Below are 26626 nucleotides of genomic sequence, written 5' to 3'. Positions count from 1 at the left end.
TCCATTCAAAAAATACAAAATAGAGAAAAGCATGAAACAAACTTTACGCCACAATAAGATCTTGGAGTTAGTCAAACAACAAGGTTATGTTAGTACAGAACAGTTAGTCGAAGAGCTCAAAGTGAGTTCTCAAACAATTCGACGTGATTTAAATGAATTGGCAGAAAATCATCTGATCCGTCGTCACCATGGCGGTGCAGCAACACCATCAACAACGGAAAACAGTGATTATATTGACCGTAAACAATTCTTTTCTCAGCAGAAAAGCTGTATTGGTCAAGAAGTTGCCAAGCTGATTCCCCATGGTTCATCATTATTTATTGATATAGGCACAACGCCAGAAGCCGTTGCCCATGCACTTTTAGCTCACCAGAATTTAAGAGTCGTCACCAATAATCTCAATGCAGCATATTTATTGATGCAAAAAGAAGATTTTAAGATTACCCTTGCTGGCGGTGTACTACGTACCGATGGAGGGATTATCGGTGAGGCAACGGTGGAATTTATTAACCAATTCCGCTTAGATTATTGCATTTTAGGCATTAGTGCGGTAGAAGCCGATGGTTCTATGATGGATTATGATTATCACGAAGTACAAGTAAAAAAAGCCTTAATGCGTAACGCTCGCCAAGTAATACTTGTGACCGATCATTCCAAATTTAGCCGTAATGCTATTGTACGTTTAGGCAATATTCGAGATGTGGACTATATCGTTACAGATAATCCGCTACCTTTAGAATTAAGCCACCATCTTAGTCATAGTGATGTTGTTGTTTGTGTTTGTGGAGAATAGATGAAATCGCATTTTACCCGAGAAAAATGCCAAGGTTATATCCAGCTGATGCGATTAGATAAACCTATTGGTACACTGCTATTACTTTGGCCGACACTGTGGGCATTATTTTCAGCACAAAATGGCGTGCCTGATATAAAAATCCTGCTAATTTTTCTCTTTGGCGTTTTGCTTATGCGCTCTGCTGGTTGCGTGATCAATGATTATGCCGACCGTCATATTGATGGTAGTGTTAAACGCACCGCACAACGCCCTTTAGCGACAGGGAAAGTAACTGAAAATGAAGCCAAAGCATTATTTGCTCTATTGGTAGCAGTTTCATTTTTCTTAGTGCTTCATTTAAATCGATATACGATCGCACTTTCATTTATTGCTGTTGCATTAGCTTTTGTATACCCTTTTATGAAACGTTATACCCATTTACCACAGTTTGTGCTTGGCATGGCTTTCGGCTGGTCAATTCCAATGGCATATGGTGCAATACAAGAGGCATTACCATTAGAATGTTGGCTACTCTTTTTTGCTAATTTAGCGTGGACAGTTGCCTATGACACACAATATGCGATGGTTGATCGCGATGATGACTTAAGAATTGGCGTAAAATCAACCGCCATTCTGTTTGCACAATACGATAATAAAATTATCGCTTTGTTACAGTTTATTGCGCTAATGTTATTGGTAAGTTTTGCATATTTAAAAAGTTTTTCTAGCGCTTACTATTTGGCTTTAGCCCTAACAGCAAGCCTGTTTAGTTACCAATGCAAATTAACTAAACTAAGAGAACGCGAGGCTTGTTTCAAGGCATTTTTAAATAATAACTATGTGGGAATAGGCATATTTATTGCGATATTATTCGGTATTTTAGGCAATGCCGTTGAAATTTAAAGCAAACGAATCAGCCTACCCTTATTTCTACTTGCATCATCTCAGCATCTCCCTTAGAATAACGCTCGTTTTGTTGCTCTTGTCAGTAACAAAACGAGTTTAAAACAGAATCACCTTGCCTGGGTGGCGAAATTGGTAGACGCAGCGGATTCAAAATCCGCCGGTGAATAACCGTGTCGGTTCGAGTCCGACCCTAGGCACCAAATTTTAAGAGGCCGCTTTCAGCGGTTTTTTTATTTCATTAACACATCCGCAAAATAAGACATAATAGAAAAATGGTTGCAAAAAAACTGTCCTTTTTGCCAAAATCCACATATCCGTAAATATGGCGTAAGAAATAATATTCAACGCTATAAGTGCAATGCCTGTCTAAAAACATTTACCTTTAAGAAAAAATTAGCCCCACTGAAAATATGGCTTGAGTTTACAGAGGGTAAACAAACTTACCTTCAATTATCTGAAAAATATCATTGTTCGATAAGAACTATTCAAAGGTATATTGATAAATCCCCTAAAAAAGCATTATCTTTCCCACAAAGCAAATATTCAAATCTACTTATTGATACGAGCTTTTTTCATAGAGAATTTGGTGTAATGGTTTTTATGGGGACATTATCTAAGAAAGTGATTTACCATCAAATTGTCAAAACAGAAAAATATATTTTTACAAGAAAGCACCCAACAAGCTGAGAGAAAAAGGCTATATCTTAAATCGGTTACCTGTGATGCTAGGCGAGGGCTGCTGAAAGATTTTTTCGATACTCCTACACAAATCTGTCAATATCATATGGTTGCAATCGTGATGAGAGCATTAAGAAAAAAACATCAATCAGACGCAGGGAGAGAATTAAAAACTATCGTCAAAACTTTAAAAGAAAGTTCAAAAAATGAATTTTATCTACGTTTATATTATTGCTTTGAAAAACACAAGGCGTTTTTAAATGAACGGTCTGATAAACCGAATGAAAAAGGGAAATATCCTTATAAACATCGCGCGGTAAGAAGTGCCTATGCCAGTTTAGTAAGATATTGTTTATACAGGATTTTTGCATAAAAAAGTTGCTAACAATTCAATGAAATAATTATTAGCAACCACTTTGCCTACTATGCCTTTTTACGCTCTACCCATTTTCCATCAATATAATCCACAATCCATTTTGTTGCTTTACCGTTTTTTTCTGAATTCACGTATTGACGTTTTTCTTTACGGCTAAAGCGAATCACGGCTTCGTTACCTTCAGGATCCTGTGTTGGAGCATTAGCTAAATAACGTAATTTTTCAGGTAAACGTTCTCGATATTGGGCTAATTCTGCCACTTTAGCAGGGCGACTTTCTCGTGATTTAGGGAAATTATGTGCCGACATAAATACCCCACTAGCCCCATCTCGCAATACAAAATACGCATCTGATTTTTCACATTTTAACTCTGGGAATGGAATTGGATCTTCTTTTGGTGGTGCAACTTCACCGCTTTTTAACACTTTACGCGTATTCTCGCAAGCAGTACAACCCATATATTTGCCAAAACGCCCCAGTTTTAAGTGCATATCCGCACCACACTTATCACATTCTACTACAGGGCCGTCATAGCCTTTGATTTTAAAGGAACCTTGCTCAATCACATAACCATCACAGTTTGGATTATTACCACAGATATGAATTTTACGCTCTGGATCAATCACATAGCTATCCATCGCTGTATCACATTTCGGGCAACGTTTGCGTTGGCGAAGTGCATTGGTTTCCGCTTCTTCGTCTAATACGTTCAATAATTCTGCTTCGGGAATTAAGTTGATCGTCGTTTTACAACGTTCTTTAGGCGGTAACGCATAGCCAGAGCAACCTAAAAAGACCCCTGTACTTGCAGTGCGAATTGCCATTGGGCGGTTGCATGTTGGGCAAAGAATATCGGTTTCCACCAAGTTATTCGGACGCATTCCACCTTCTAACTCATTGAGTTCTGCGGTGGTTAATTTTTCTGAAAAATCTGCAAAGAAGCGGTTAAGCTCTTCTTTCCAGTTGCTATTACCATTCGCAATTTGGTCGAGTGTATCTTCCATATTGGCGGTAAAATCGTAGTTCATTAAATCGCTAAAAGATTCATTTAGACGATCGGTGACGATCTCGCCCATTTTTTCTGCATAGAAACGGCGGTTTTCCACACGTACATACCCACGCTCTTGAATGGTTGAAATAATCGCAGCATAGGTTGATGGGCGACCGATACCCCTTTTTTCAAGCTCTTTTACCAATGCGGCTTCAGAATAACGAGCTGGTGGCTTGGTAAAATGTTGGCTTGGACTCACCGCTTGTAATGCGAGTGTCTCATTCAATGTTAAAACAGGCAATTCTTGATCTTCAGCCGTTTTCCCTTGAATAGGTAAAACTTTTGTCCAGCCGTCAAAGCGTAATACTCGCCCTTTCGTCTTCAATTCATAATCGCCAGCTTGCACAGTCACGCTTGTACTGTCATATTCCGCTGGAGGCATTTGACAAGCGAGGAATTGTCGCCAAATTAAGTCGTAAAGGCGTTCAGCATCTTTTTCCATGCCTTTTAAATCAGCCATTTTGGTTTTTACATCAGAAGGACGAATCGCTTCGTGGGCTTCTTGAGCTTTCTCTTTACTTGCAAAGAAATTTGGTTTGCCTGGCAGATATTTCTCACCAAATTGTGCTTCAATGTAACTGCGTGCCATTGCTAAAGCATCTTGGCTTAAATTCGTACTATCAGTACGCATATAAGTGATATAGCCTGCTTCATATAGACGTTGAGCTAACATCATCGTTTTCTTTACACTGAAACCTAAACGAGTGCTGGCGGCTTGTTGTAAGGTTGAAGTAATAAATGGCGGTTTGGCTTTTGACGAAGTCGGTTTTTGCTCAATTTCACTGACAATAAATGCAGAATTTTGCAGATTTTTAACCGCTTGCTCTGCTTCATTTTGATTTTTTGCCGAGAACTTTTTGCCTTTAAAGTGCGTTAAATCAAGATTTAACCCGCCTTTTTGTGCTTGTGCTGTTGCGGCGATTTCCCAAAACTCTTCAGGTTGGAATGCCTTAATTTCACGTTCCCGCTCAACTAATAATTTCACTGCTACCGATTGTACACGACCAGCTGATAAGCCTCGTGCCACTTTTTTCCAAAGCAATGGCGACACCATAAAACCCACCACACGATCTAAGAAACGGCGGGTTTGCTGTGCGTTTACTCGGTCTAGATTCAACTGTTCTGGCTTTTCAAAAGCCGCTTTAATCGCATTTTTAGTAATTTCGTTAAACACTACTCGAGAAAAACGGCTGTCATCTCCGCCAATCACCTCGCGTAAGTGCCACGCAATTGCTTCCCCTTCTCTATCCAAGTCGGTTGCGAGATAGATATGGTCAGCTTTTTTAGCGAGTGATTTGAGTTCAGAGACGACTTTTTCTTTACCGGCGAGAATTTGATAGTTCGCCTTCCAATCATGGTAGGGGTCGATCCCCATACGCTTAATTAACGCATTGCGATCTTTTTCTGCTTTAATTTTTGCTTTTTCTTCCGCTGATAGCCCTTTCGTAGAAATAGGCTTGGCTTTCTCGCTCTTTTCTGTCTTTTCTGCACCGCTTGTTGGCAAATCACGGATATGCCCTACACTGGATTTCACTACGAAATCACTGCCTAAATACTTATTAATCGTTTTCGCTTTGGCTGGCGACTCAACGATCACTAATGATTTTCCCATACCTATTCCTAATTAATTTCTGCTATTCGGCTCAAAATGCGCGAACTCTAACAAGCTCACACAAAAAAAACAAGTTCACACTCATCAAACGAATAAACTAAAGGCAATTTTTCATTGCCTTATAGCTTAATAATACAATTAAATGGCTATGCTTCTTTTTCATTTACCACAATCGGTATATTTTCTTCTTTGCGCAATAAGTTTTGCTCACGAAAATTAATTGGGAAATGACAAGCAAATTCATGCTGTTTAAGTTTACGTAATGGTGGCTTTTGCCCACATTTCCGTTGCGCAAAGGGACAACGAGGTCCAAGGCGGCAACCTATTGGCATATTTTGCAACATTGGTACAGCGCCTTTTAAACTATTTAAATGGCTTTTAAACGGCAATGGATTCGAAAAATCCGGCACGCTATTGAGCAACACTGATGTATAAGGGTGATAAGGGCTTTTCATCAATGTTTCTTTATCAGCAATCTCCACGGTCTGTCCGCAATATAGCACATTAAAATGATCGACCCATTTATAGATACTTTGAATCTCATTACTCACCAGAATAATAGAAGTACCGAGGTTTTTGTTCATGCTGGATAACAAGCGATATATTTGCAAGCGTGTACTCGGCTCCATGGTATTAGTTGGTTCATCCGCCACTAACAACCTTGGCTGATTTGCTACTGCCATCGCAATCATGACTTTCTGCGCCTCACCTTCTGTAATATCACAGGGATAACTTTGCATAATATCTTGATGATCTTTAATGCCAACTTTATGCAACAATTCTATTGCTTTACGCTTACGCCAAGTAAAAAATTGCCACCACTTACCTTTAAATAGAATGGTTTGAATAAGTTGTTTCCCAATAGGCTGGCTAGGGTCCAAACAGGATAGTGGGTCTTGAAAAATCATAGAAATATCTCCTCCCACTAATTGGCGCCGCTGGTGTGGCGACAACTTTAAAAGTTCTACGTCATTGAACCGAAAGCGATCTGCACTAACAATCCATTCATCTTTAACTAAGCCGCAGATAACTTTTGCAATCAAACTTTTACCAGAGCCACTCTCTCCAACTAAGCCACATACATCACCACTATCAAGCGTTAAATTGATATTATCTACCATTTTAATCCGCCCATTAGGCGTATCAATTTCAATACTTAAATGCCGAATATCTAATAAAGCCATATTTCCTCGTTAATGACGATATTGACGTAACACACGTACGATGCTGTTACCAAGCAATGCAATGATAAGCACGCTAAACACGATGGCTAAGCCAGGCAATACGACTGTCCAAGGCGCAATATAAATTAGGTCGATTGCATCACGAATCATTGCTCCCCATTCTGCTGTTTGGCTTTCTGCGCCCAATGAAATGAAGCTAAGCGCACTAATGTCAATTACCGCGATCGTAAAAATCTGACAGAGCTCTTTAATCGCCACAATACTCACATTTGGCAAAACTACCTTTTTGATCAGTGTCCATTTATCTGCACCATCTAAAATTAATGTCACCACATACTCGCGTTTTAATTCACGTCTTGTTGTTTGATAGATTCGGTGAATAAAATGCGGTAGTAGTGCTAAAAATACCGCAAGCATCGCATTGATCAAATTCGGCGTCATTAGCGTAGCAATAATAATTGCTATCAGTAACACCGGCGTAAATAAAAAAGTATCAAATAGATGGCTAAGCAACAATATAGGGCTTCCTTTTTGGATTCCAGTCAGAATCCCTATAATTCCACCAATAATAGCTACTGAGGCACTAATCAAGAGTGCCGAGCCTACGGTGTAATAAAAACCGTATAAAATACGGCTAAAGACATCTCGCCCTAAATTATCTGTGCCAAAAAAATGACTAATTTGTCCCTCATTGCTCCATGAAGGGGGCATAAGCTCAAACCCTACAAATTGCTGATCTGAACTGTAAGGTGCTAATAAATAACCCGCAAAAACTAATATCAACAACGCGATGAATAGCACTAAACTAATGAGTGCTAGCCGATCTTTACGGAGTTGCTGCCAAAACTGACGAAAATAATCCTGCTGACGAAATTGTTCTGGCTCTTGATTATTTAGCATTAAACCAATCCTTTTTATGCGAAGGGTCACACAATGTCGTGACCAAGCTGGCTAAAAGATCAACGCCTAAGACAAAGACCCCAATTGCCATTACACCGGCTGAAATCGCTTGATAATCTTGTAGTGCAAGCGCATTAATTAGCCAGCGACCAATCCCCCCCCAGCTCACAACATTCTCGACCAACATACTAAATGCGAATACTAAAGTGACATTCCGTGCAATCATCGGGATTAGTGGTGGCAAAGTATTGCGTAAAACGTGCCGATACCATACTTTTAGTGGAGACCACCCTCGTGTACGCGCCACTTTGACGTAATTCTGTCTTAATACATATTCTGCGCGTTCTGCTGTGAATCGCATTGTTTCCAATGTCGCCGGTACTGCTAATATGAGCGTAGGTAACGCTAAATGCTGTAAGGCACTTTGCATCATCTTCAGCTTATATGGGCTATCTGATAAAAAAATATCAATCAGTTTAACTCCTGTAATACTCTGCACAGCATAAATTGGGTGGATTTCACCCATAGCCGCAATTTCCCAGCTATTCATTGATGCATACGCCTGTAAAACAATGGCTAACCAAAATACAGGTACTGCAAGACTTAATGAACCCAAGGACAGCAATAACTTGCCAAATATGTTTTTACGTTGTGTAATACCTAAAAAACCAAGCGGAATACCGAGCAGTAGAGACAATACTATGGCAGCTACCGTTAATGAGATAGTAGCGGGGAATACTTGCAAAATCTGCTTTAATAGCGGCTCACCTGTGCTATGACTAATCCCCAGATCACCTCGTAAAAAATCCTGTAAATAGCCGAAATAGTTTGTAATAGCATAGCTATCAAACTGATAAATCGGATCTCGCAGCAGAATGTTATAACTAATTATTGATAGAATTCCTAATGTGATTAAGGTCAATAATAGCTTCTGAATAAAGCGAATCAGCATTATTTCAATCTCATTTTAGATAAATTTACCTGTCCGAAAGGGGTAATATCCACTTTCTCCACATCATTATTCGCGACCAACAAACGTTTTACATTTACTAATGGGAAAAGCGGTAATTGCTCTTCAAGCATACGCTGCGCTTGCAGATAAAGTAGCTGACGTAAAGCATTGTCTTGCGTTAATCGGGCGTAATTCAGCACATGATCAAATTCATCGTTACACCAGTTTGCTAAATTTGTCACTGAGTTTTTCGCTTGACAGGCAAGCATAGACGATAAAAAACTATCTGGGTCAAAATCATTCGCAAGCCAACCACTTAAAATCATATCGTAGTCAGCATTTTCTTCTTCCAGACGCTGCGTTAAATAAGCTCGACTAACCGCTTTTACTTTAATAGGAATACCCGCCTGAGCAAGATCAAAGCGGATCATCTCTGCCATTTTCATTGGATTTGCGTTATATACTCGCTTTTCATCCACCACCCACAGTATCAACGGCTTATTATCAAACTGAGGCTCTTGTCGATGCTGTATTTCTTGGTAAGGATAACTAGTGAGATTCTCTACCGCGGCTAATACCTGAGGCACAACATTTTGTGGCACTTCTGCTCTGCCATAAAATAGCATCTGTACAATTCTCTGACGATTAATTGCCTGAGTAATACGCTTACGCAGTGTAATATCATGTGCAATCGCTCGGTCAAAATTAAACGCCAAGTAGGCAAGATTTGCCCCTGAGCGCTCTACCAAATAGCCCTTCTCATCTTTTAAAATCTGTAATTGACTTGGCTCAGGAAATGCAGCTACATCACATTCACCATTTAAGAATTTTGCCATGCGCCCCGTGCCGCTAGTCGAAAAATCCACAATCATATGGCTAATATGTGCTTTTTCTCCCCAATAATGAGGGTTCGCTTTCAGGCGCACAGAGTCATTTTGAATATAACTTTCGAGCTGATACACACCTGTGCCCACAGGTAATAAATCTAGCATCACTAAATTTTCATCTGCATTTAATTGCAAAGCATATTCTTTCGACAAAATTACCGCAAACTGACTAGCTAAATGCGAGAGCAACGAATTATCTGGTTTCGTTAAATAAATTTTAACAACATGGCTGCTCGGTGCAGATATTTTTGCAATTTTACTTTTAAGATCAATACTCTCAAAAAAAGGAAAATGCGTACGAGATGCCAAAACACGAGCCAAATCACTTTGATTGCGCTGTATTTCACTTTGTTCTTCTTTATGTGTCATGGACAAATCTGCATTTTCCTGACCGATCACTCGATTTAAAGAAAATAATACATCTTCTGCGTTAAAAAAGCGTGTAGGCGTGAACCAGCTGGTTTGATGAAATGCAACATTTTCACGCAGATAAAATGTAATTTCCAAGCCATCGTCACTCACCTCAAAACGTTTAGCTAAAGCAGGCTTTAACGTATTGCTTTCAGCATCAAAACTAAGCAACTTATCATATATCTGTTCCGTTACCACATTCATATTAGTGCCAAGATCGGCTTTTTGTGGATTAAATGAAAAACCAGATACACTGGTACAATAAACCAAGCTATCTTGCAAGAGATTCGCGGGAATACTCGGTGCAGACAAAGCTGATTTTGCACAAAACAGCGAAAAAATAAGCGCTTGTAACTTCAATTTCATTGCTTGCCAATCCCATAAAGACGCAATTTATTCGCCACCGCGGTATGCGAAAGCCCTAAACGTTGAGCGAGTTTACGTGTACTTGGATACTCTGCGTAAAACTTGCGTAAAAGCGAAGCTTCAAAGCGATCGACTAACTCTTCTAAACTATGATTTGCTAGACTATCCAGATCAAAGTCATTTGGCACATCGTCTGGCAGATTTAAATCCGCTAAACTCAATTGCCCATTAGCTAAGCTGCAAGCACGGAAAATCGCGTTATATAATTCTCGTAAATTGCCCGGCCAATAGTAATTTTGCAATGCTTGTACAAATTCTGGTGGATAAGTTGGCTTTTCAATTGCCAGTTGTTGGCTAATTTGTGTAACAAAATGTTCCGTTAATAGCGGTAAATCGCCTTGTCGTTCCCGCAATGGCGGTAAATTTAGCGTTAAGACATTTAAACGATAATAAAGATCTTCACGCAATTTACCCTCTGCAACTAGCGAAGCCAGAGATTTTTGCGATGTACAGATCACTCTAACATCCACTTGAATTTCACGATCCTCTCCCACTCGACGGAAAGAGCCATCATTTAAAAAACGTAAGAGTTTTGCCTGCATCTCTAATGAGAGCTCGGCAACCGCATCAAGCAAGACTGTTCCGCCATTTGCGTATTCGAAGAAGCCGATACTATCTATGCCGTTACCGCGATGCCCAAACATTTCACTTTCTGCATCTTCAGCAGGCAAACCGGCACAATTTACTGCAATAAATTTTTGCTCACGCCGGAAGCTAAATTGATGACAAGCTTTTGCTAAGAGATCTTTACCCGTACCGGTTTCCCCTTGGATTAATAATGGTGCATCTAATAAAGCAAATTTTTTTGCTTGTTCAATCACCGCTTGCATTTTATGACTCTGAGCCACAACTTGATCAAATTCACTGTATTGGCTGGCCATGAAATGACGTAAATCCAACTGCATTCTTTGTGGCTGTAAATTAACCACATAGCCTACAATTTGATTTTGCTGCTCTTCTCGTAATAGGAGTGGCAACAAATCTAGCTGCCACAACTGCTCATTAAATTGTGTGGCATGGGAAATAGGCTGTAGATGTGCAATCTGTGCATTGCGCCCTTTTTCTAAATACGCCCCATACCATTTGGTTCGATTTAAATTTGGCATCACCTCATTTAGTGGCAATTGTTCCAGATGCTGAATGCTATCTTGCTTACGCTTAGGTAAGTTCAAACGATAAATTGGTAATAAAAGTTTACATGCTTGGGAATTAGCAAATGTAATTTTGCCGTGAATATCCAAAGAGAGCACAGGATTAGGTAACGCTTCTAATAAAGCTTGCAATTCGAGCTGCTTACGCTCTTGAGGAAGGTGGGGAATTGTATGCACAGTTAAAACACTAGCAATCTGCTGAATTTCAGTAATCAATTGTTGCATAGCATGCTCTGCAACTTTCTCCGTACGTAAATAAATCAGCCCCTTCTCTGCAAGTTTCTCGAGTTCAATGGCTTCTAAGTTAATATTCTGTTCTGCTAATAATTTAAGCAAGTCTTGAGCGATACCGACTCGTTCAATACATTCGATCACTAAACGCATAATTATTCCCTTTGGTAAAATTTGCCACAATCTAAACCGCTTGATAATGGCGCATATCATACCCTGTAAACAACCAAATTGGAAACTTTTGTTTACAAAAAACAAAAGGCGGTTAAAAAACCGCCTTGGTAGTTATAACTAACCATTAAGAAATAGTCGTACCTTCTTCCGTACCGGTAATCACCTGTTTTAATGCCCCAGCTTTTCCCATATTAAATACGCGAATCGGCATACCATGGTCACGTGCAAGAGTAAAGGCTGCTAAATCCATCACTTGAAGCTCTTTATCAATAACTTCCTCATAGCTCAATGCTTTGTATAATACCGCATCTGGATTTTTCGCTGGATCTTTATCATATACACCATCCACTTTAGTCGCTTTTAATACCACATCGGCTTCAATTTCAATACCACGTAAACAAGCTGCAGAATCAGTCGTAAAGAATGGGCTACCAGTACCCGCAGAGAAAATTACCACACGTTTTTCACGCAACATTTTGATCGCTTCAGACCAGTTGTAGGTATCACAAATACCATTTAATTGGAAAGCAGACATTAATTTTGCATTGACATCAGCACGGAATAAAGAGTCACGCATTGCTAAGCCGTTCATTACCGTTGCAAGCATCCCCATGTGGTCACCAACAACACGATTCATACCTGCTTTTGCTAATTTTGCACCACGGAATAAGTTACCGCCACCAAGCACAACACCGACCTCTACGCCCATTTCAATCAATTCTTTAATTTCTAACGCCATACGATCCAAAATAGATGGATCAATACCGAAACCCTCTTCACCTTGCAGTGCCTCACCACTAAGTTTTAATAAAATACGTTTATAGATTGGAGCTGACATCTGAATACCTCTTTTATTATCACATGGAAACCTAATAAAAAGCGGTTTGCAAAATTTCCTTGAAAACACACCGCTTGTGATTAAATTTCTAACCATAAAAAAGGCGGAAATCTCCGCCTTTTTAGAAGAATTAAGCGTTACCGCCAGTGATTTTTGCAACTTCTGCTGCGAAATCTTCTTCTTTCTTCTCGATACCTTCACCGACTTCTAAACGAATGAAGTTAGAAACAGAAGTGTTTACTGATTTTAAGAAATCACCTACAGAAACAGATGGATCCATTACGAATGGCTGACCAGTTAATGAAACTTCGCCAGTGAATTTCTTCATACGACCTTCAACCATTTTCTCTGCGATTTCTTTTGGTTTACCAGAGTTCATTGCAATATCAATTTGGATTTGACGCTCTTTCTCAACCACTTCAGCAGAAACATCTTCTGGGTTTACGAATTCTGGTTTGCTTGCAGCAACGTGCATTGCAACTTTTTTCAGCTCTTCTTCAGAACCTTCACCTGCTACTAATACACCGATTTTCGCACCGTGTAAGTATTGTGCAATTACGTTACCTTCTAAGTATTGAACACGGCGAATGTTCATGTTCTCACCGATTTTTGCTACTAATGCAACACGTTTTTCTTCAAATTGTGCTGCTAATGCTTCGATAGAGATGTCTTTATTTGCAGCAGCATAGTCTGCAACTTCATTTGCAAGACCAACGAAACCAGCATCTTTTGCAACGAAGTCAGTTTGGCAGTTCATTTCAACTAATACACCAAAACCGTTTGCAATACGCGCAAGAATGACACCTTCAGCTGCCACATTACCTGCTTTTTTCGCTGCTTTTGCTTGACCAGATTTACGCATGTTATCGATTGCTAATTCGATATCACCATTTGCTTCTACTAACGCTTTTTTACATTCCATCATACCTGCGCCAGTACGTTCACGCAGTTCTTTCACTAATGATGCTGTGATTTCAGCCATTTTAAAATTCCTCTTAAGTATAGATAAAGAAAAGCAGGGGAATTTCGCCCCTGCTTCACCGTTTAGGATGTGTTTTAAGGGCGTGCCTTAAATTAATGATTATTCAGCTGCCGCTTCTGCTGCAACTTCAGCTTCTTGACCACGACCTTCTTTGATTGCTGCAACCGCTGCATCTAAGTAAAGTTGGATCGCACGAGCTGCATCATCGTTACCTGGAATAACGTAGTTTACGCCATCTGGGCTTGCGTTAGTATCCACGATAGCAAATACAGGAATACCTAAGTTGTTCGCTTCTTTAACAGCGATATGCTCGTAGTCTGCACCGATAACGAAGATCGCATCTGGCAAACCGTTCATATCTTTGATACCGCCTAAGCTTAACTCTAATTTTTCTAACTCACGGGTACGCATTAATGCTTCTTTCTTAGTAATTTTATCGAAAGTACCGTCTTGAGTTTGAGCTTCTAAGTCTTTTAAGCGTTTGATTGATTGACGAACTGTTTTCCAGTTAGTCAGCATACCACCTAACCAACGGTGGTTCACGTAGAATTGTTGGCTCTCTACAGCAGCTGCTTTAACGGCATCACCTGCGGCACGTTTAGTACCAACGAAAAGAATTTTACCATTGTTAGCAGCGATACGAGTTAATTCTGCTAATGCTTCATTGAATAATGGTAAAGTTTTTTCTAAGTTGATGATATGAACACCGTTACGCGCACCGAAAATGAATGGTTTCATTTTTGGATTCCAATAACGAGTTTGGTGACCGAAGTGAACGCCTGCATTAAGCATATCGCGCATAGATACTTGTGCCATAAGAAATTTTCCTTTCTGTTGTTTTCTAAGCTAACGCTTAGATGGGTTTTGCCTCCACATATCCTTTTAATCGACTATCGCTAGCACCCTGATTAAAAGTGGCTGATATGTGTGTGATTTTGGGTTAATAACATAAAAAATGTTTTTGCGAACTTAAGGTGCACAAAAACGGGCGGATTCTATCAGAAAATAGCCAAATCACAAACATTTTTTTATTACAAGCGGTCTGTTTTGGCTAATTTTCTGCAAGTCCCCCGCTCATGTTATTTTTTCTTCACCGGACGTTGCCAACCTGCGATATGACGCTGTGGCACACGGGTAATCACCAATTCATTTTCCGCCACATCTTTCGTAATGGTTGCACCTGCACCGATAGTTGCACCATCTGCGATTTTTACAGGAGCAACTAATTGACTGTCAGACCCAACAAACACATTATCCCCGATAATGGTTTTAAATTTGTTAGCACCATCATAGTTACAGGTTATTGTCCCTGCCCCAATATTGGTATTTTTACCAATTTCCGCATCACCAATATAAGTTAAATGGTTTACTTTCGAGCCATCGCCTACTGTAGCATTTTTGATTTCTACAAAGTTGCCAACATGAGTATGTGCTGCAAGGTTTGTCCCTGGACGAAGGCGTGAGAACGGCCCGATTTTTGCGGCTTTACCAATCACGGTATCTTCAATCACCGAGTAAGGTTTGATCTCCACACCATCACCAATTTCACAATTTTTCAGCACAGAACCTGCCCCAATTTTCACATTGTTACCGAGTTTGACCGAACCTTCTAAAATCACGTTCACATCAATTTCCACATCTTTGCCGTGTGAAACCGTACCACGCAAATCAAAACGGCTAGGATCAATAATCGTTACCCCTGCCAGCATCAATCTTTCTGCTTGTTTTTTCTGGTAGTAACGTTCAAGTGCCGAAAGTTGCAGACGGTTATTCGCCCCCTCTACTTCCATTAAATCGGTTGCTTGCACCGCTTGAACTTTAAAGCCATCACGGTTTGCCATTGCAATGACATCGGTGATGTAGTATTCACCCTGTGCATTGTTATTGTCTAATTGAGCAAGCCATTTTTTAAAGCTCGCCCCGCTTGCGACCATCACGCCCGTGTTCACTTCTTGAATTTTAAGCTGTTCAGGATTGGCATCTTTCTGTTCCACAATCCCGACTACAGAGCCATTTTCACGAATAATACGTCCATAACCTGTTGGGTTATCTAACACAACGGTTAATAAACCAATACCATTTTCAGGTTTTGCCGCAATTAATTTTTCTAAGGTTTCAGGGGTAATCAACGGTGCATCGCCATATAGCATTAAGATATTTTCATCATCTGCAAAAAACGGTGCTGCTTGTTGCATTGCATGACCTGTGCCTAATTGCTCTGCTTGATGAACCCAATTTACTGGCTCATCAGCAAGACGAGTTTGTAATAATTCCGCACAATGTCCATAAATTAAATGAATTTGTTTTGCCGAAAGCTGTTTAGCCGTATCAATCACGTGTTTTACCATCGGTTTACCTGCTACAGGGTGCAACACCTTTGGCAAATCAGAATACATACGCGTGCCTTTACCCGCAGCTAAAATTACCACACTCAGTTGAGTCATAGAAAATCCTTGTTTTATCACATAAAAAATCGGCGTATTTTAACCGATTTTTGTTGAGGATTAAACGCCAACATTCCTTAAATAATCTAAAATTGCTATACTCTGCCCTTTCAATCTAAGGAGTCTAAAATGCCAAACAGCACAGCACAGCACAGCACAGCACAGCACAGCACAGCACAGCACAGCACAGCACAGCACAGCACAGCACAGCACAGCACAGCACAGCACAGCACAGCACAGCACAGCACAGCACAGCACAGCACAGCACAGCCTGATCTCAACGCTGCCACAAGTCAAGCCTTTTTAAACGATCTTGACCAAACCCTCTGGACAGCCGCCGACAAACTGCGTAAAAACCTAGATGCCGCCAATTACAAACACATCGTTCTCGGCTTTATCTTCTTAAAATACATCTCCGACAGCTTTACCGATTTTCAAGATAAGCTAAGAACCCAACTCACCACGCCCGAAAACGAACTCTATCTTGACCCTGCACTATTTGACGAACAAGAATTTAGCCAAATTCTCGCCGAAGAGCTGGAACAGAGGGATTACTACGCCGCCGAAAACATCTTCTGGGTGCCAGAGCAAGCTCGCTGGGACAACATCAAATCATTAAGCAAACTTAATCTTGGCGATGAGCTGCCTTGGGGAGACAAATTTAAAGGTGTCAGCCGCTTGATTGATGATGCCTTTGAAGCCATAGAACGAGAAAATCCAAAACTCAAAGGCGTACTCCAACGCATTGCCGGCTTTGGCGTGCCTGATGAAATGCTCACCGGCTTAATTGACCTGTTTTCACGCACCAATTTCACCCAGCCGATGCACAATGGCGAACCCGTGCATCTGCAAGCCAAAGACATTTTGGGACACGTCTACGAATACTTTCTTGGACAATTTGCCCTTGCCGAAGGCAAAAAAGGCGGTCAATACTTCACACCCAAATCTATTGTTACCTTAATTGTTGAAATGCTCGAACCCTATTCAGGGCGGATTTACGATCCGGCAATGGGCAGCGGCGGATTTTTTGTCCAAGCCGACCGCTTTATTCAGGCTCACGCCGGCAACCGCAACGCCATTTCCGTTTATGGGCAAGAATCCAACTCCACCACTCGCAAACTGGCGGTGATGAATATGGCGATTCGTGGTATTCCCTTTGACTTTGGCGACAAGCCCGAAGATACCCTGCTAACCCCTTTGCACATCGACAAAAAAATGGATGTTGTGATGGCAAATCCGCCCTTTAACCAAAAAGAGTGGTGGAATGAAAGCCTTGCAAATGACCCACGCTGGGCATACGGCACACCGCCGCAAGGCAATGCCAACTTTGCGTGGCTGCAACATATGATTTACCACCTCTCCCCCAAAGGCAAAATGGCACTCCTGCTCGCCAACGGCTCAATGAGCAGCCAGACCTCAGGCGAAGGCGACATTCGCAAAAACATCGTGCAAGCCGACCTTGTCGAAGCGATGATTGCCCTGCCCAATCAGCTATTCACCAACACCCAAATCCCTGCCTGCATTTGGATTATCAACAAAGCCAAAGCACGCAAAGGCGAAGTACTGTTTATCAACGCCACCCAAATCGGCTATATGAAAGACCGTGTCTTGCGTGATTTCACCGTTGATGACATCGCCAAAATCAGCGATACCTACCACAACTGGCAAAAACAGAACAGCTACGAAAATATCCCTGCATTTTGTTATTCCGCCACGCTGGACGAAATCGCCAAAAACGATTTTGTGCTGACCGCAGGGCGATATGTCGGTGCGGTACAAGAAGAAGATGACGGCGTGCCATTTGCAGAAAAAATGCAGGAATTGACCGCTTGTTTAAATGAACAATTTAAACAGGGGCGGGAATTGGAACAGCAAATCCGCAAGAATTTAGCGGAATTGGGGTTTGAGTTAGCAACAGAATAAAAATAATGCTCGTGCGTAGGGGCGTATGTCATACGCCCACAACGATATAAATGCCTAGATTTGATATGAATAATGTTCCATTCGGGCGTACGACGTACGCCCCTACATTCATCATCAAATCACAAGCGGTGGAAAATTAACAGAAAATTGCAAATTTGGAGAGGAAAATGGCTGATAGAAATAAATGTACATTACAAGAATTAACAATAAGTATAAACACTGGATTGGATGCTATTCGCAGAGCCCCTATTATTGAAAAGAAAACAGATATTAGATGTTTAAGAATACAAGATATTTCACAATGCAAGTCTTTTGAAAAATGGGGATATACCGAAGTTATAAAAAAAGATTTCGAAAAGTTTCAACTAATTACTGATGATATTATTATGGCAAGAACTTGTTCTACAGGAATTTGCTATTTAGTAAAAGAAAACATCCCTGCCGTTTTCAATAATGGATTAGCTAGAATTAGATTAGATAAAGAAAAAGCATATCCACAATTTATGTATTATGTTTTTAAATCAAAGCATTTTACAGACTATATCGATGGTATATCTCGTGGTACGTCTGTTCAGTTGAATATGAAAATTGGAGATTTAGAAAAATATGAATTCCACTTACCAAGTTTAGAAAATCAAAAGAAAATTGCCTATATTTTAGGTAAATATGACGACAAAATCCACCTCAACACCCAAACCAACCAAACCCTAGAAGCCATTGCACAGGCGATATTCAAAAGCTGGTTTGTGAATTTTGACCCTGTGCGTGCCAAAGCAGCCGCCCTAAGCGAAGGCAAAAGCGAACACGAAGCCAACCTTGCGGCAATGTCGGTGATTTGTGGCAAAGACACCAGCGAGTTAAACGACACCGAATACAAAGCGCTTTGGCAAATCGCCGAAGCCTTCCCAAGTGAGCTTGTGGAAAATGAACAATTTGGCGAAGTTCCGAAGGGGTGGGAAATAACAACATTTGGAGAGGTTTCAGAATGCTTTGATAGAAAACGTATTCCTTTATCCAAAAAACAGAGAGAAGAAAAAAAGGGAACAATTCCCTACTATGGAGCAACATCAATAATGGATTATGTTAATGAAGCCATTTTTGATGATATTTATTTGTTAGTTGGTGAAGATGGTTCTGTTCTAAGAGAAGATGGCACCCCATTTATCCAATATATTTGGGGTAAATCTTGGGTAAATAATCATGCTCATGTTTTACAAGGTAAAAATGGTATATCAACTGAACATTTAATGACATTCATTAGAACAGAAAATATATCTGCTTATGTAACTGGTGCAGTTCAAATGAAATTAAATCAAGCAAATATGAATAGAATACCATTCCTAAAAGCCAACAATAAAATTAATATTATTTTTGACTGTTTTTTAAAATCAATTTATTTAAAATTTAGAAACAATATTGAAGAAAATCAAATCCTAGCCCAAACCCGAGACCTGCTCTTACCCAAATTATTAAGTGGAGAAATCCACTTATGATGAAATGGATTTTAAGCTCCATAGATAAAGCACCCAGTTTTGGTGCTTATAATAGGCATGTTGAAAATATTATTTCTAATGTTTATTCAAACCCTGTTTTTAGCATTGAGCTGTGTAAGACACTTATAGAAGGAGTATGTAAAACTATTCTCAAAGATAAAGGAAATAAAATTACAGATAATTTTCCCAATTTAGTTTCTAGCACACTAAATAATTTAAATGTAGATTTACACCCTGATGCCAAGCATATCAAGGAATTATCAAAAAGATTGAACAGCGTTTTACATTATATTGCCGAAATTAGAAATCAATGCGGCTTCGCCAGCCACGGACAAGATATTGAGCATTGTAACCCTTCGTCTGATTTAGCTTTATTTGTCATTCATACAACCAATGCAATCCTTGGATTTATTTTACATTTTTATATTGTTACTGATGATTATAGGAAAGGACAAAGAATTAGATATGATGATTATGCAGAATTTAATGAAGAAATAGATGAGGAATATAGTGAATTTAATACAGGATATAAAATTTCCTATTCAAGGGCCTTGTTTGACCAAGATATTGAAGCATATAAAGAATTACATAATGAATATATTTCTTCAAAACAAGATAGATTGCTTGAAACATTGTGAGTAAAAAATAAAAAACTTTGAAATTTACACATGGGCGTACGACGTACGCCCCTACAATCGATGTTTTGATTTATATTTGAGCAAAAATAATGTTCCTTCGGTATTTTAATTTACATCTAAACCAAAATAATGCTCGTACGTAGTGGCGTATATCATACGCCCGCAAAAATATAAATTAAAATTTCGGATTGGGATTATCAGGATAAAAACAATCCTGTTGCCAATTTATGACATTGTTTTCAATATATTGGTAAATATGTTCAAATTCTTTTTGGTTACGGATTATGCGGTCGTGATAACCACGTTGCCACGCAAAATCCAAATTATGTTGTCTGGCAAATGAGGTTAATGCGGATTTTATACCACGAACAATCGAACCGATATTGTGGGTATTGGATTGGAAATAATGCTGGGAAATATCAAAATCAGTATTTAATGTGATAATCAAATGAAGGTGGTTTGGCATTATGGTGTAAATGGGGATTTCGATAAATTGGGATTTTCGGATATGAATAGTGTCAGCAATAATATCATTTAATTTATTGCCTAGTAATGACAGCATCATTTCAGCATTAGAAATTTCACCAAAATAATGTCGTTTATGATAGGTGCAAATAGTAATGAAATATGACCCATTTTGGTAATTATCCCATTTTACACGAATAGATTTCCTATTTGATTTCATATTTTCTCACATTGATATTGTGATGGGCGTACGCAGTACGCCCCTACAATCGGGATTTTAATTTATATTTGAGCAATAATAACGCTAGTGCGTAGGGGCGTATTGCATACGCCCATAACAATATAAATCCCAATAGAAAAATGTGAATAATGTTCCGTTTGGGCGTACGACGTACGCCTACAATTGGAGTTTTAATTTATATTTAAGCAAGAATAATGCTCGTACGTAGGGGCGTATTGCATACGCCCTCAATAACATAAATCCCAACGGATAAACGTAAATAATGTTCCGCTTGGGTGTACGACGTACGCCCCTACAATCGGAATTTTAATTTATATTTGAGCAATAATAACGCTAGTGCGTAGGAGCGTATGTCATACCCCCATAATAATATAAATCCTAACATCATAACGAGAATGATGTGCCATTTTAAATTTAACAAATTACAGATACAAAATCCGACTGGGTTGTTATTTTTTCGATCCAGATCGCAAAAATAAAAAACAAGGACACACTATGCTGATCAACGAAAACACCATTGAACAATCCGCCATTGCGACTTTGCAATCTTTGGGCTGGGACTACACCTACGGCAAAACGATTTTGGCAGGTTTAGAACACGAATGGCGGGAGCGAGCCGCTGAGGTGATTTTAAAGCCGCTTTTGGCACAAGCGATTGCAAAATTCAACCCGAATTTGCCCGCTTATGAGGTGGAAAATGTGGTGGCACAGGTGTGCCGTGCGGAAAGTGGCGATTTGGCGGAGCGTAACCGTCAGGCTTATGATTGGCTGAGAAATGGGGTGAAAATCACTTATCAGTTGGACGGTGAGCAGGTGTCTGAGGTGGTGCAGCTGATTGATTTTCAGCGTCCGGAAAACAACGATTTTCGTATTGTCAATCAGCTGGATATTGGCGGTAAAAAAGGCAAACGCATTCCTGATTTGATTGGCTTTGTTAATGGCTTGCCGCTGGTGGTATTTGAGCTGAAAAATCCGCTCAAAGAAAATGCCGACATTGGCAAGGCGTTTGCCCAACTGCAAACCTATAAAGATGAAATTTCTGATTTGTTTGTGTTTAATCAGGCACTTGTGATTTCAGACGGCATTGTCGCTCGTATCGGTTCGCTGACCGCCGATTTAGACCGTTTTACCCCTTGGCGTGTGGTTGATGAAAAAAATCAGAGCAAACGCATTGTGTTTGAAGATGAACTCACTGCCCTGCTGCAAGGCGTAATGACACCGCAAAATCTGCTGGATTATGTGCAGAATTTTGTGGTGTTTGAACGAGACGGCAAAAACCGCTTAATTAAGAAAATCGGGGCGTATCATCAGTTTTATGGCGTGAATGAAGCGGTGGATTGCACCTTGCTTGCCGCCACAGGCAACCGCAAAATCGGTGTGTTTTGGCATACGCAAGGTTCGGGCAAATCGCTTTCGATGCTGTTTTATGCAGGTAAAGTATTAAGCCAAAGCAGCCTGAAAAATCCAACTTTGGTGTTGGTAACCGACCGCAACGATTTGGACGGTCAGCTTTACGCCACTTTTTGCGGTGGTGAGGCATTGCTCAAACAAACGCCAATCCAAGCCGATGGGCGAGACGAACTCCGCTCTGCCCTTGCCAGTCGTTCAGCAGGCGGTGTGATTTTTACCACCATTCAAAAATTCGGCTTAATGGAGGGTGAGCTTGCCCACCCTGTGCTAAACGAGCGGGAAAACATCATTGTGATTACCGATGAAGCCCACCGTTCGCAATATGGCTTCAATCAAAAAATCGACCACAAGGGGCAATATAAAGAAGGCTATGCAAAGCATTTGAGAAGCGCTTTGCCTCATGCCTCTTTTATTGGCTTTACAGGAACGCCAATTGCCCTAGATGATAGAGACACCCAAGAAGTCTTCGGTAAATATGTCTCAATTTACGATTTTGAAGATGCGGTGGAAGATGGGGCGACTGTGCCAATTATTTATGAGCCACGCCAAATCAGCTTAGGTGAAAGCCGTGAATTTGCCAAAGTGATGGAAGAGGCACAGCAGCTTATTGATGACGATGAAAACAGCGATAACTTCCGCCTGCGTGAAAAACTGCACAGCGTGGATAGCCGTTTGCAAAAAATGGCGGAAGATATTATTGCCCATTACGATGAGCGTACCAAACAGCAAGACGGCAAGGCGATGATTGTGGTGATGAGCCGTGCCATTTGCGTCAAACTCTATGACAAAATCACCGTCCTTCGCCCCGAATGGCACTCAAACGATGTGCATCAAGGCAGCATTAAAATTGTGATGACAAGCAATGCCAGCGACCCTGCCGAGTGGCAAGTACACAATCAGGACAAAAAAACCTTAGAAAAACGCTTTAAAGACCCAGACGATCCGCTCAAAATCGTGATTGTGCGAGATATGTGGCTGACAGGGTTTGATGCCCCCTGCTGTAACACAATGTACATTGATAAACCAATGAGCGGACACAACCTGATGCAGGCAATCGCTCGGGTAAATCGGGTATTTCGCAATAAAAGCCGTGAAAATGGCGGCTTGATTGTGGATTATGTGGGCTTGACCGATGAGCTGGAAAAAGCGATGAAGCAGTACACCAACGCAGGCGGCAAAGAAAAGCCGGTGCGGGACATTTCAGCGGTGCTGGAAAAAATGGTGGAACATATCACGGTCATTCGTGGGCAATTTGCCACGCCGATTGACGGACAAGCAGTTGATATTGCCAAAATGTTGCAAATCAGCGAACCGCCTAAACTACTCAATACGATTTTGCAGGCTGCCAACCATATTCTTGCCCTAGACCGCATTCAACCGGCTGATAACACTGCCAAAGACAAAACCCCACGCAAAAACGCTTTTTTACAGTCGGTACGCTTGGCGAAAAAAGGCTATGCTTTGTGTGGAGCATTAAAAGCGGTTGAACCCTATAAACAGGAATTGGCGTTTTATGATGCAGTGCGTGCCACCATTATCAAAAACAGCACCGCTCCTCGCAATTCTTCGAGCGAAAATGACCGCTTGTTGCAGCTTACCGCCTTGATGAATCGTGCGGTACAGTCGGACGGTGTGGTGGATTTATTTGATTTGCTGAAAAAAGACCGCCCAAACATCAACCTGCTTTCTGATGAGTTTTTGGAAACAGTGAAAAACAGCCCAACCAAAGATTTGTGGCTGTCGGCAATGGAACGTTATCTTGCCGCACAACTGCGTGAACAAAGCGGTGCCAATCTTGCCACCAAAAAAGCATTTGAACAGAAACTCAAAGAGGCAATGAACCAATACCACAACCACAATTTAAGCGTATTGGAAATTTTAGAAGAGCTGATCGCACTTGCCAAAGAGTTTGAAGCTCGCCAAAAACGAGGGGAAGCGTTGGGACTAAACCCGGCGGAAATGGCGTTTTATGATGCTTTGGCACGCAATGAAAGTGCGGTGCGGGAAATGGGCGATGAGGTATTGATGAACCTTGCCAAAGACATCACCGATAAATTACGCAAATCCGTCACCGTAGATTGGCAATATAAAGACTCGGTGCGTGCCAAAATGCGAACCTTAATCCGCATTGCCCTGCGTAGCTATAAATACCCGCCCGATTTACAGGCAGAAGCGATTGAGTTTGTGTTGCAACAAGCGGAAGAGATCGCCGGAGAATTGAGCGAAAACGACATATAACAAAAAAACAAGCGGTTATTTTTGTCAGAAAAATTGCAAAAATAACCGCCTGTCAATCGTTAATTAGAAATTCGCATTACGAGGCGAACGTGGGAATGGGATCACTTCACGAATGTTTTGTAAGCCAGTGACATACACGATCAAGCGTTCAAAACCTAAACCGAAGCCCGAGTGTGGCACAGTGCCGTATTTACGTAAATCACGATACCACCAGTAATCTTCTGGATTTAAGCCCATTTCAACCATACGTTTATCCAGCACATCTAAACGTTCTTCACGTTGTGAACCGCCGATGATTTCACCAATTCCCGGTGCTAACACGTCCATTGCGGCAACGGTTTTGCCGTCATCATTTAAACGCATATAGAACGCTTTAATATCTTTCGGATAGTTTTTTACCACCACTGGTGATTTGAAGTATTCTTCCGCTAAATAACGTTCATGTTCAGAAGATAAATCAATACCCCACTCTACTGGGAATTCAAAGTTTTTGCCTGATTTGAGCAAAATCTCAATCGCATCGGTGTAATCCACTTGGGCAAATGGCGAATTGATGAAGTTTTCAAGGCGGTTGATCACGTCTTTATCAATGTGTTTTGCAAAGAATGCCATATCATCTGGGCGTTCTGCGAGTACCGCTTTAAAGACATATTTGAGCATATCTTCGGCTAATTTAGCGTTATCAGCTAAATCGGCGAAAGCAAATTCAGGCTCAACCATCCAGAACTCGGCTAAGTGGCGAGTAGTGTTTGAATTTTCTGCACGGAATGTTGGGCCAAAAGTATAAACTTTGCTTAATGCACAAGCGTAAGTTTCGCCATTTAACTGACCTGATACGGTTAAGAAAGATTCTCGTCCGAAGAAATCTTGGCTGAAATCCACTTTACCGTTTTCACCACGTGGTAAATTTTCTAAATCCAATGTTGAAACACGGAACATTTCGCCTGCACCTTCGGTATCAGACGCAGTGATTAATGGGGTTGCGACCCAGTAGAAGCCTTGTTCGTGGAAGAAGCGGTGAATTGCTTGGGCTAAACAGTGGCGAACACGCGCAACCGCACCAATTAAGTTCGTGCGTGGGCGTAAGTGTGCCACTTCACGTAAGTATTCAATGCTGTGGCGTTTTGCTGCCATTGGGTAAGTATCTGGATCTTCTACCCAACCGACTACTTCGACATTTTTTGCTTGTAATTCAACCACTTGTCCTTCTGCTGGCGATTCAACAATCACCCCAGTAACAACAACAGAGCAACCTACGGTTAAACGTAAAACTTCATTTTGGTAGTTTTCAATATCGTTATTAACAATTGCTTGGATTGGGTCAAAACAAGAACCGTCATACACGGCAAGGAAAGAAAGACCCGCTTTTGAATCACGGCGGGTACGCACCCAACCACGCACAGAGACTTCGGTTCCTACGGCAATTTTACCGCTAAGAATTTCCGAAACTGATGGGAATTTAGACATATAAACCTCTGATATTTAGAATTTTTGCAAACAAAAAACCCAAGCATTCTACAAGAAAAAGCCCTTGCTGATAAGCGGATAATGCAGATTTACAAAAATTAACGGATAAATTAAAATCTTAGCCTTGTTCCTCCCTAAAAATGGTCACTATGAAAAAACATCATTTAGAAACGCTTATCTCTCGTGAAGACATCCTTTCTCGTACTCAAGAACTTGCCAGTCAAATTAACGCACACTATCAGCATTTGCAGTGTGAAAATTTAGTCGTTGTGGGATTATTACGCGGTTCTTTTATGTTTATGGCAGATTTAGTTCGTTTAATTGATATGCCATTAGAAGTCGATTTTATGACAGCTTCTAGTTACGGCAGCGGTATAGAATCTAGTCGCGATGTTAAGATCTTAAAAGATCTTGATGGTGAAGTCTTTGGTAAAGATGTCTTACTGGTTGAAGATATTATTGATACCGGCTTTACCTTAAATAAAGTGCGTGAGTTGTTAATCCTCAAGGGGGCAAAATCTGTCTCTATTTGTACTTTGCTCGATAAACCTTCTCGCCGTGAAGTTGATGTACCAGTACAATGGGCAGGCTTTGCAATTCCTGATGAATTTGTAGTGGGTTACGGCATCGATTATGCACAACGCTACCGTAATTTAGACTATATCGCTCAAGTTATTATTGAAGAATAATTAGCAAAATTTTGTATAAAATGAACCGCTTAGTGGGAACGCTAAGCGGTTTTTATGTACTAAATCGCGTTCAATGTAACCAAG

At 40.6% G+C, this 26626-nt stretch carries 21 protein-coding genes, 1 tRNA gene and 1 pseudogene; 10 read left to right on the top strand and 13 right to left on the bottom strand.

Annotated elements, in window-relative coordinates:
- Window positions 1–31: 31 nt before the first annotated feature.
- From F542_RS05070 to F542_RS11245, 5 genes are all read left to right on the top strand, one after another.
- Entirely contained in the window at window positions 32–793 is a 762-nt protein-coding gene (locus F542_RS05070) for a DeoR/GlpR family transcriptional regulator (RefSeq protein ID WP_015432590.1), read from the top strand.
- A complete protein-coding gene (ubiA, locus tag F542_RS05065) occupies window positions 794–1678 on the top strand; it encodes a 4-hydroxybenzoate octaprenyltransferase (RefSeq protein ID WP_025267026.1) in 885 nt (294 codons plus the stop codon).
- A gap of 117 nt (window positions 1679–1795) precedes the next feature.
- A tRNA-Leu gene (locus F542_RS05060) sits at window positions 1796–1881 on the top strand.
- A gap of 76 nt (window positions 1882–1957) precedes the next feature.
- Window positions 1958–2368, top strand: a complete 411-nt coding sequence (locus F542_RS11250; protein ID WP_015432592.1) for a transposase-like zinc-binding domain-containing protein — start codon at window positions 1958–1960, stop codon at window positions 2366–2368.
- Window positions 2319–2732, top strand: a complete 414-nt coding sequence (locus tag F542_RS11245) for a hypothetical protein (RefSeq protein WP_231504952.1) — start codon at window positions 2319–2321, stop codon at window positions 2730–2732. The genes F542_RS11250 and F542_RS11245 overlap by 50 nt, the downstream gene beginning before the upstream one ends.
- A gap of 50 nt (window positions 2733–2782) precedes the next feature.
- On the opposite strand, the gene topA is transcribed toward F542_RS11245, so the two are convergent.
- The 11 genes and pseudogenes from topA to glmU all read right to left on the bottom strand — a co-directional run bounded on the left by topA (window position 2783) and on the right by glmU (window position 15978).
- Complete coding sequence (topA, locus tag F542_RS05050) at window positions 2783–5398, bottom strand: type I DNA topoisomerase (RefSeq protein ID WP_015432594.1); 2616 nt, start codon at window positions 5396–5398, stop codon at window positions 2783–2785.
- Window positions 5399–5544: 146 nt separating this feature from the next.
- Entirely contained in the window at window positions 5545–6582 is a 1038-nt protein-coding gene (locus tag F542_RS05045) for a peptide ABC transporter ATP-binding protein (protein WP_015432595.1), read from the bottom strand.
- 9 nt (window positions 6583–6591) lie between these two features.
- Window positions 6592–7482 carry an ABC transporter permease subunit gene (locus tag F542_RS05040; protein ID WP_015432596.1) on the bottom strand — a complete coding sequence of 297 codons (891 nt, stop codon included), beginning with the start codon at window positions 7480–7482 and terminating at the stop codon, window positions 6592–6594.
- On the bottom strand, window positions 7472–8434 hold the full coding sequence (locus tag F542_RS05035; RefSeq protein WP_015432597.1) for an ABC transporter permease: 963 nt from the start codon (window positions 8432–8434) through the stop codon (window positions 7472–7474). The genes F542_RS05040 and F542_RS05035 overlap by 11 nt, the downstream gene beginning before the upstream one ends.
- Window positions 8434–10098: an ABC transporter substrate-binding protein gene (locus F542_RS05030; protein WP_015432598.1), complete on the bottom strand. Its 1665-nt coding sequence runs from the start codon at window positions 10096–10098 to the stop codon at window positions 8434–8436. The genes F542_RS05035 and F542_RS05030 overlap by 1 nt, the downstream gene beginning before the upstream one ends.
- On the bottom strand, window positions 10095–11039 hold the full coding sequence (locus tag F542_RS11115; RefSeq protein ID WP_231504958.1) for a sigma 54-interacting transcriptional regulator: 945 nt from the start codon (window positions 11037–11039) through the stop codon (window positions 10095–10097). The genes F542_RS05030 and F542_RS11115 overlap by 4 nt, the downstream gene beginning before the upstream one ends.
- A gap of 351 nt (window positions 11040–11390) precedes the next feature.
- Window positions 11391–11534 (bottom strand): annotated as a pseudogene (locus F542_RS11160) (hypothetical protein); the annotation flags it as partial.
- A gap of 304 nt (window positions 11535–11838) precedes the next feature.
- Window positions 11839–12552 carry a UMP kinase gene (gene pyrH / locus F542_RS05020; protein ID WP_015432600.1) on the bottom strand — a complete coding sequence of 238 codons (714 nt, stop codon included), beginning with the start codon at window positions 12550–12552 and terminating at the stop codon, window positions 11839–11841.
- 130 nt (window positions 12553–12682) lie between these two features.
- The gene (gene tsf / locus F542_RS05015) at window positions 12683–13534 is read right to left on the bottom strand and encodes a translation elongation factor Ts (RefSeq protein ID WP_015432601.1); all 852 of its coding nucleotides are present in this window, start codon (window positions 13532–13534) and stop codon (window positions 12683–12685) included.
- 99 nt (window positions 13535–13633) lie between these two features.
- Window positions 13634–14350, bottom strand: a complete 717-nt coding sequence (gene rpsB / locus F542_RS05010; RefSeq protein WP_015432602.1) for a 30S ribosomal protein S2 — start codon at window positions 14348–14350, stop codon at window positions 13634–13636.
- A 263-nt stretch (window positions 14351–14613) separates the two neighbouring features.
- Complete coding sequence (gene glmU / locus F542_RS05005) at window positions 14614–15978, bottom strand: bifunctional UDP-N-acetylglucosamine diphosphorylase/glucosamine-1-phosphate N-acetyltransferase GlmU (protein ID WP_025267024.1); 1365 nt, start codon at window positions 15976–15978, stop codon at window positions 14614–14616.
- A 129-nt stretch (window positions 15979–16107) separates the two neighbouring features.
- Here glmU and F542_RS05000 point away from each other — a divergent pair, with 129 nt between their 5' ends.
- From F542_RS05000 to F542_RS10885, 3 genes are all read left to right on the top strand, one after another.
- Window positions 16108–17901: a class I SAM-dependent DNA methyltransferase gene (locus tag F542_RS05000; RefSeq protein WP_144084230.1), complete on the top strand. Its 1794-nt coding sequence runs from the start codon at window positions 16108–16110 to the stop codon at window positions 17899–17901.
- Window positions 17902–18068: 167 nt separating this feature from the next.
- Entirely contained in the window at window positions 18069–19394 is a 1326-nt protein-coding gene (locus F542_RS04995; protein ID WP_025267023.1) for a restriction endonuclease subunit S, read from the top strand.
- Entirely contained in the window at window positions 19391–20032 is a 642-nt protein-coding gene (locus tag F542_RS10885; RefSeq protein ID WP_015432606.1) for an abortive infection family protein, read from the top strand. The genes F542_RS04995 and F542_RS10885 overlap by 4 nt, the downstream gene beginning before the upstream one ends.
- A 175-nt stretch (window positions 20033–20207) precedes the next feature.
- Here the strand turns inward: F542_RS10885 and F542_RS04985 are convergent, their stop codons facing one another.
- A complete protein-coding gene (locus F542_RS04985; protein WP_015432607.1) occupies window positions 20208–20717 on the bottom strand; it encodes a transposase in 510 nt (169 codons plus the stop codon).
- Between the two features lie 516 nt (window positions 20718–21233).
- On the opposite strand from F542_RS04985, the gene F542_RS04980 reads away from it, so the two are divergent.
- Window positions 21234–24386, top strand: a complete 3153-nt coding sequence (locus F542_RS04980; protein ID WP_015432608.1) for a type I restriction endonuclease subunit R — start codon at window positions 21234–21236, stop codon at window positions 24384–24386.
- Window positions 24387–24449: 63 nt separating this feature from the next.
- On the opposite strand, the gene asnS is transcribed toward F542_RS04980, so the two are convergent.
- Window positions 24450–25853, bottom strand: coding sequence for an asparagine--tRNA ligase (gene asnS / locus F542_RS04975; protein WP_025267021.1), 1404 nt, complete (start codon window positions 25851–25853; stop codon window positions 24450–24452).
- A gap of 149 nt (window positions 25854–26002) precedes the next feature.
- Between asnS and hpt the strand changes: the two genes are divergently transcribed.
- On the top strand, window positions 26003–26542 hold the full coding sequence (gene hpt / locus F542_RS04970; RefSeq protein ID WP_025267020.1) for a hypoxanthine phosphoribosyltransferase: 540 nt from the start codon (window positions 26003–26005) through the stop codon (window positions 26540–26542).
- Window positions 26543–26626 lie beyond the last annotated feature (84 nt).

The sequence above is a fragment of the Bibersteinia trehalosi USDA-ARS-USMARC-188 genome, assembly GCF_000521725.1.
GTDB classification, from domain to species: Bacteria; Pseudomonadota; Gammaproteobacteria; order Enterobacterales; family Pasteurellaceae; genus Bibersteinia; species Bibersteinia trehalosi.
The sequence above is the reverse complement of the archived record's forward strand: the minus strand, read 5'-3'. Positions and strand labels throughout refer to the sequence as shown.

Coding starts and splice junctions, on each gene's coding strand:
- F542_RS05070 (WP_015432590.1), top strand. CDS start 32: ATGAAACAAACTTTACGCCACAATAAGATCTTGGAGTTAGTCAAACAA.
- ubiA (WP_025267026.1), top strand. CDS start 794: ATGAAATCGCATTTTACCCGAGAAAAATGCCAAGGTTATATCCAGCTG.
- topA (WP_015432594.1), bottom strand. CDS start 5,398: ATGGGAAAATCATTAGTGATCGTTGAGTCGCCAGCCAAAGCGAAAACG.
- F542_RS05045 (WP_015432595.1), bottom strand. CDS start 6,582: ATGGCTTTATTAGATATTCGGCATTTAAGTATTGAAATTGATACGCCT.
- F542_RS05040 (WP_015432596.1), bottom strand. CDS start 7,482: ATGCTAAATAATCAAGAGCCAGAACAATTTCGTCAGCAGGATTATTTT.
- F542_RS05035 (WP_015432597.1), bottom strand. CDS start 8,434: ATGCTGATTCGCTTTATTCAGAAGCTATTATTGACCTTAATCACATTA.
- F542_RS05030 (WP_015432598.1), bottom strand. CDS start 10,098: ATGAAATTGAAGTTACAAGCGCTTATTTTTTCGCTGTTTTGTGCAAAA.
- F542_RS11115 (WP_231504958.1), bottom strand. CDS start 11,039: ATGGCCAGCCAATACAGTGAATTTGATCAAGTTGTGGCTCAGAGTCAT.
- pyrH (WP_015432600.1), bottom strand. CDS start 12,552: ATGTCAGCTCCAATCTATAAACGTATTTTATTAAAACTTAGTGGTGAG.
- tsf (WP_015432601.1), bottom strand. CDS start 13,534: ATGGCTGAAATCACAGCATCATTAGTGAAAGAACTGCGTGAACGTACT.
- rpsB (WP_015432602.1), bottom strand. CDS start 14,350: ATGGCACAAGTATCTATGCGCGATATGCTTAATGCAGGCGTTCACTTC.
- glmU (WP_025267024.1), bottom strand. CDS start 15,978: ATGACTCAACTGAGTGTGGTAATTTTAGCTGCGGGTAAAGGCACGCGT.
- F542_RS05000 (WP_144084230.1), top strand. CDS start 16,108: ATGCCAAACAGCACAGCACAGCACAGCACAGCACAGCACAGCACAGCA.
- F542_RS04995 (WP_025267023.1), top strand. CDS start 18,069: ATGGCTGATAGAAATAAATGTACATTACAAGAATTAACAATAAGTATA.
- F542_RS10885 (WP_015432606.1), top strand. CDS start 19,391: ATGATGAAATGGATTTTAAGCTCCATAGATAAAGCACCCAGTTTTGGT.
- F542_RS04985 (WP_015432607.1), bottom strand. CDS start 20,717: ATGAAATCAAATAGGAAATCTATTCGTGTAAAATGGGATAATTACCAA.
- F542_RS04980 (WP_015432608.1), top strand. CDS start 21,234: ATGCTGATCAACGAAAACACCATTGAACAATCCGCCATTGCGACTTTG.
- asnS (WP_025267021.1), bottom strand. CDS start 25,853: ATGTCTAAATTCCCATCAGTTTCGGAAATTCTTAGCGGTAAAATTGCC.
- hpt (WP_025267020.1), top strand. CDS start 26,003: ATGAAAAAACATCATTTAGAAACGCTTATCTCTCGTGAAGACATCCTT.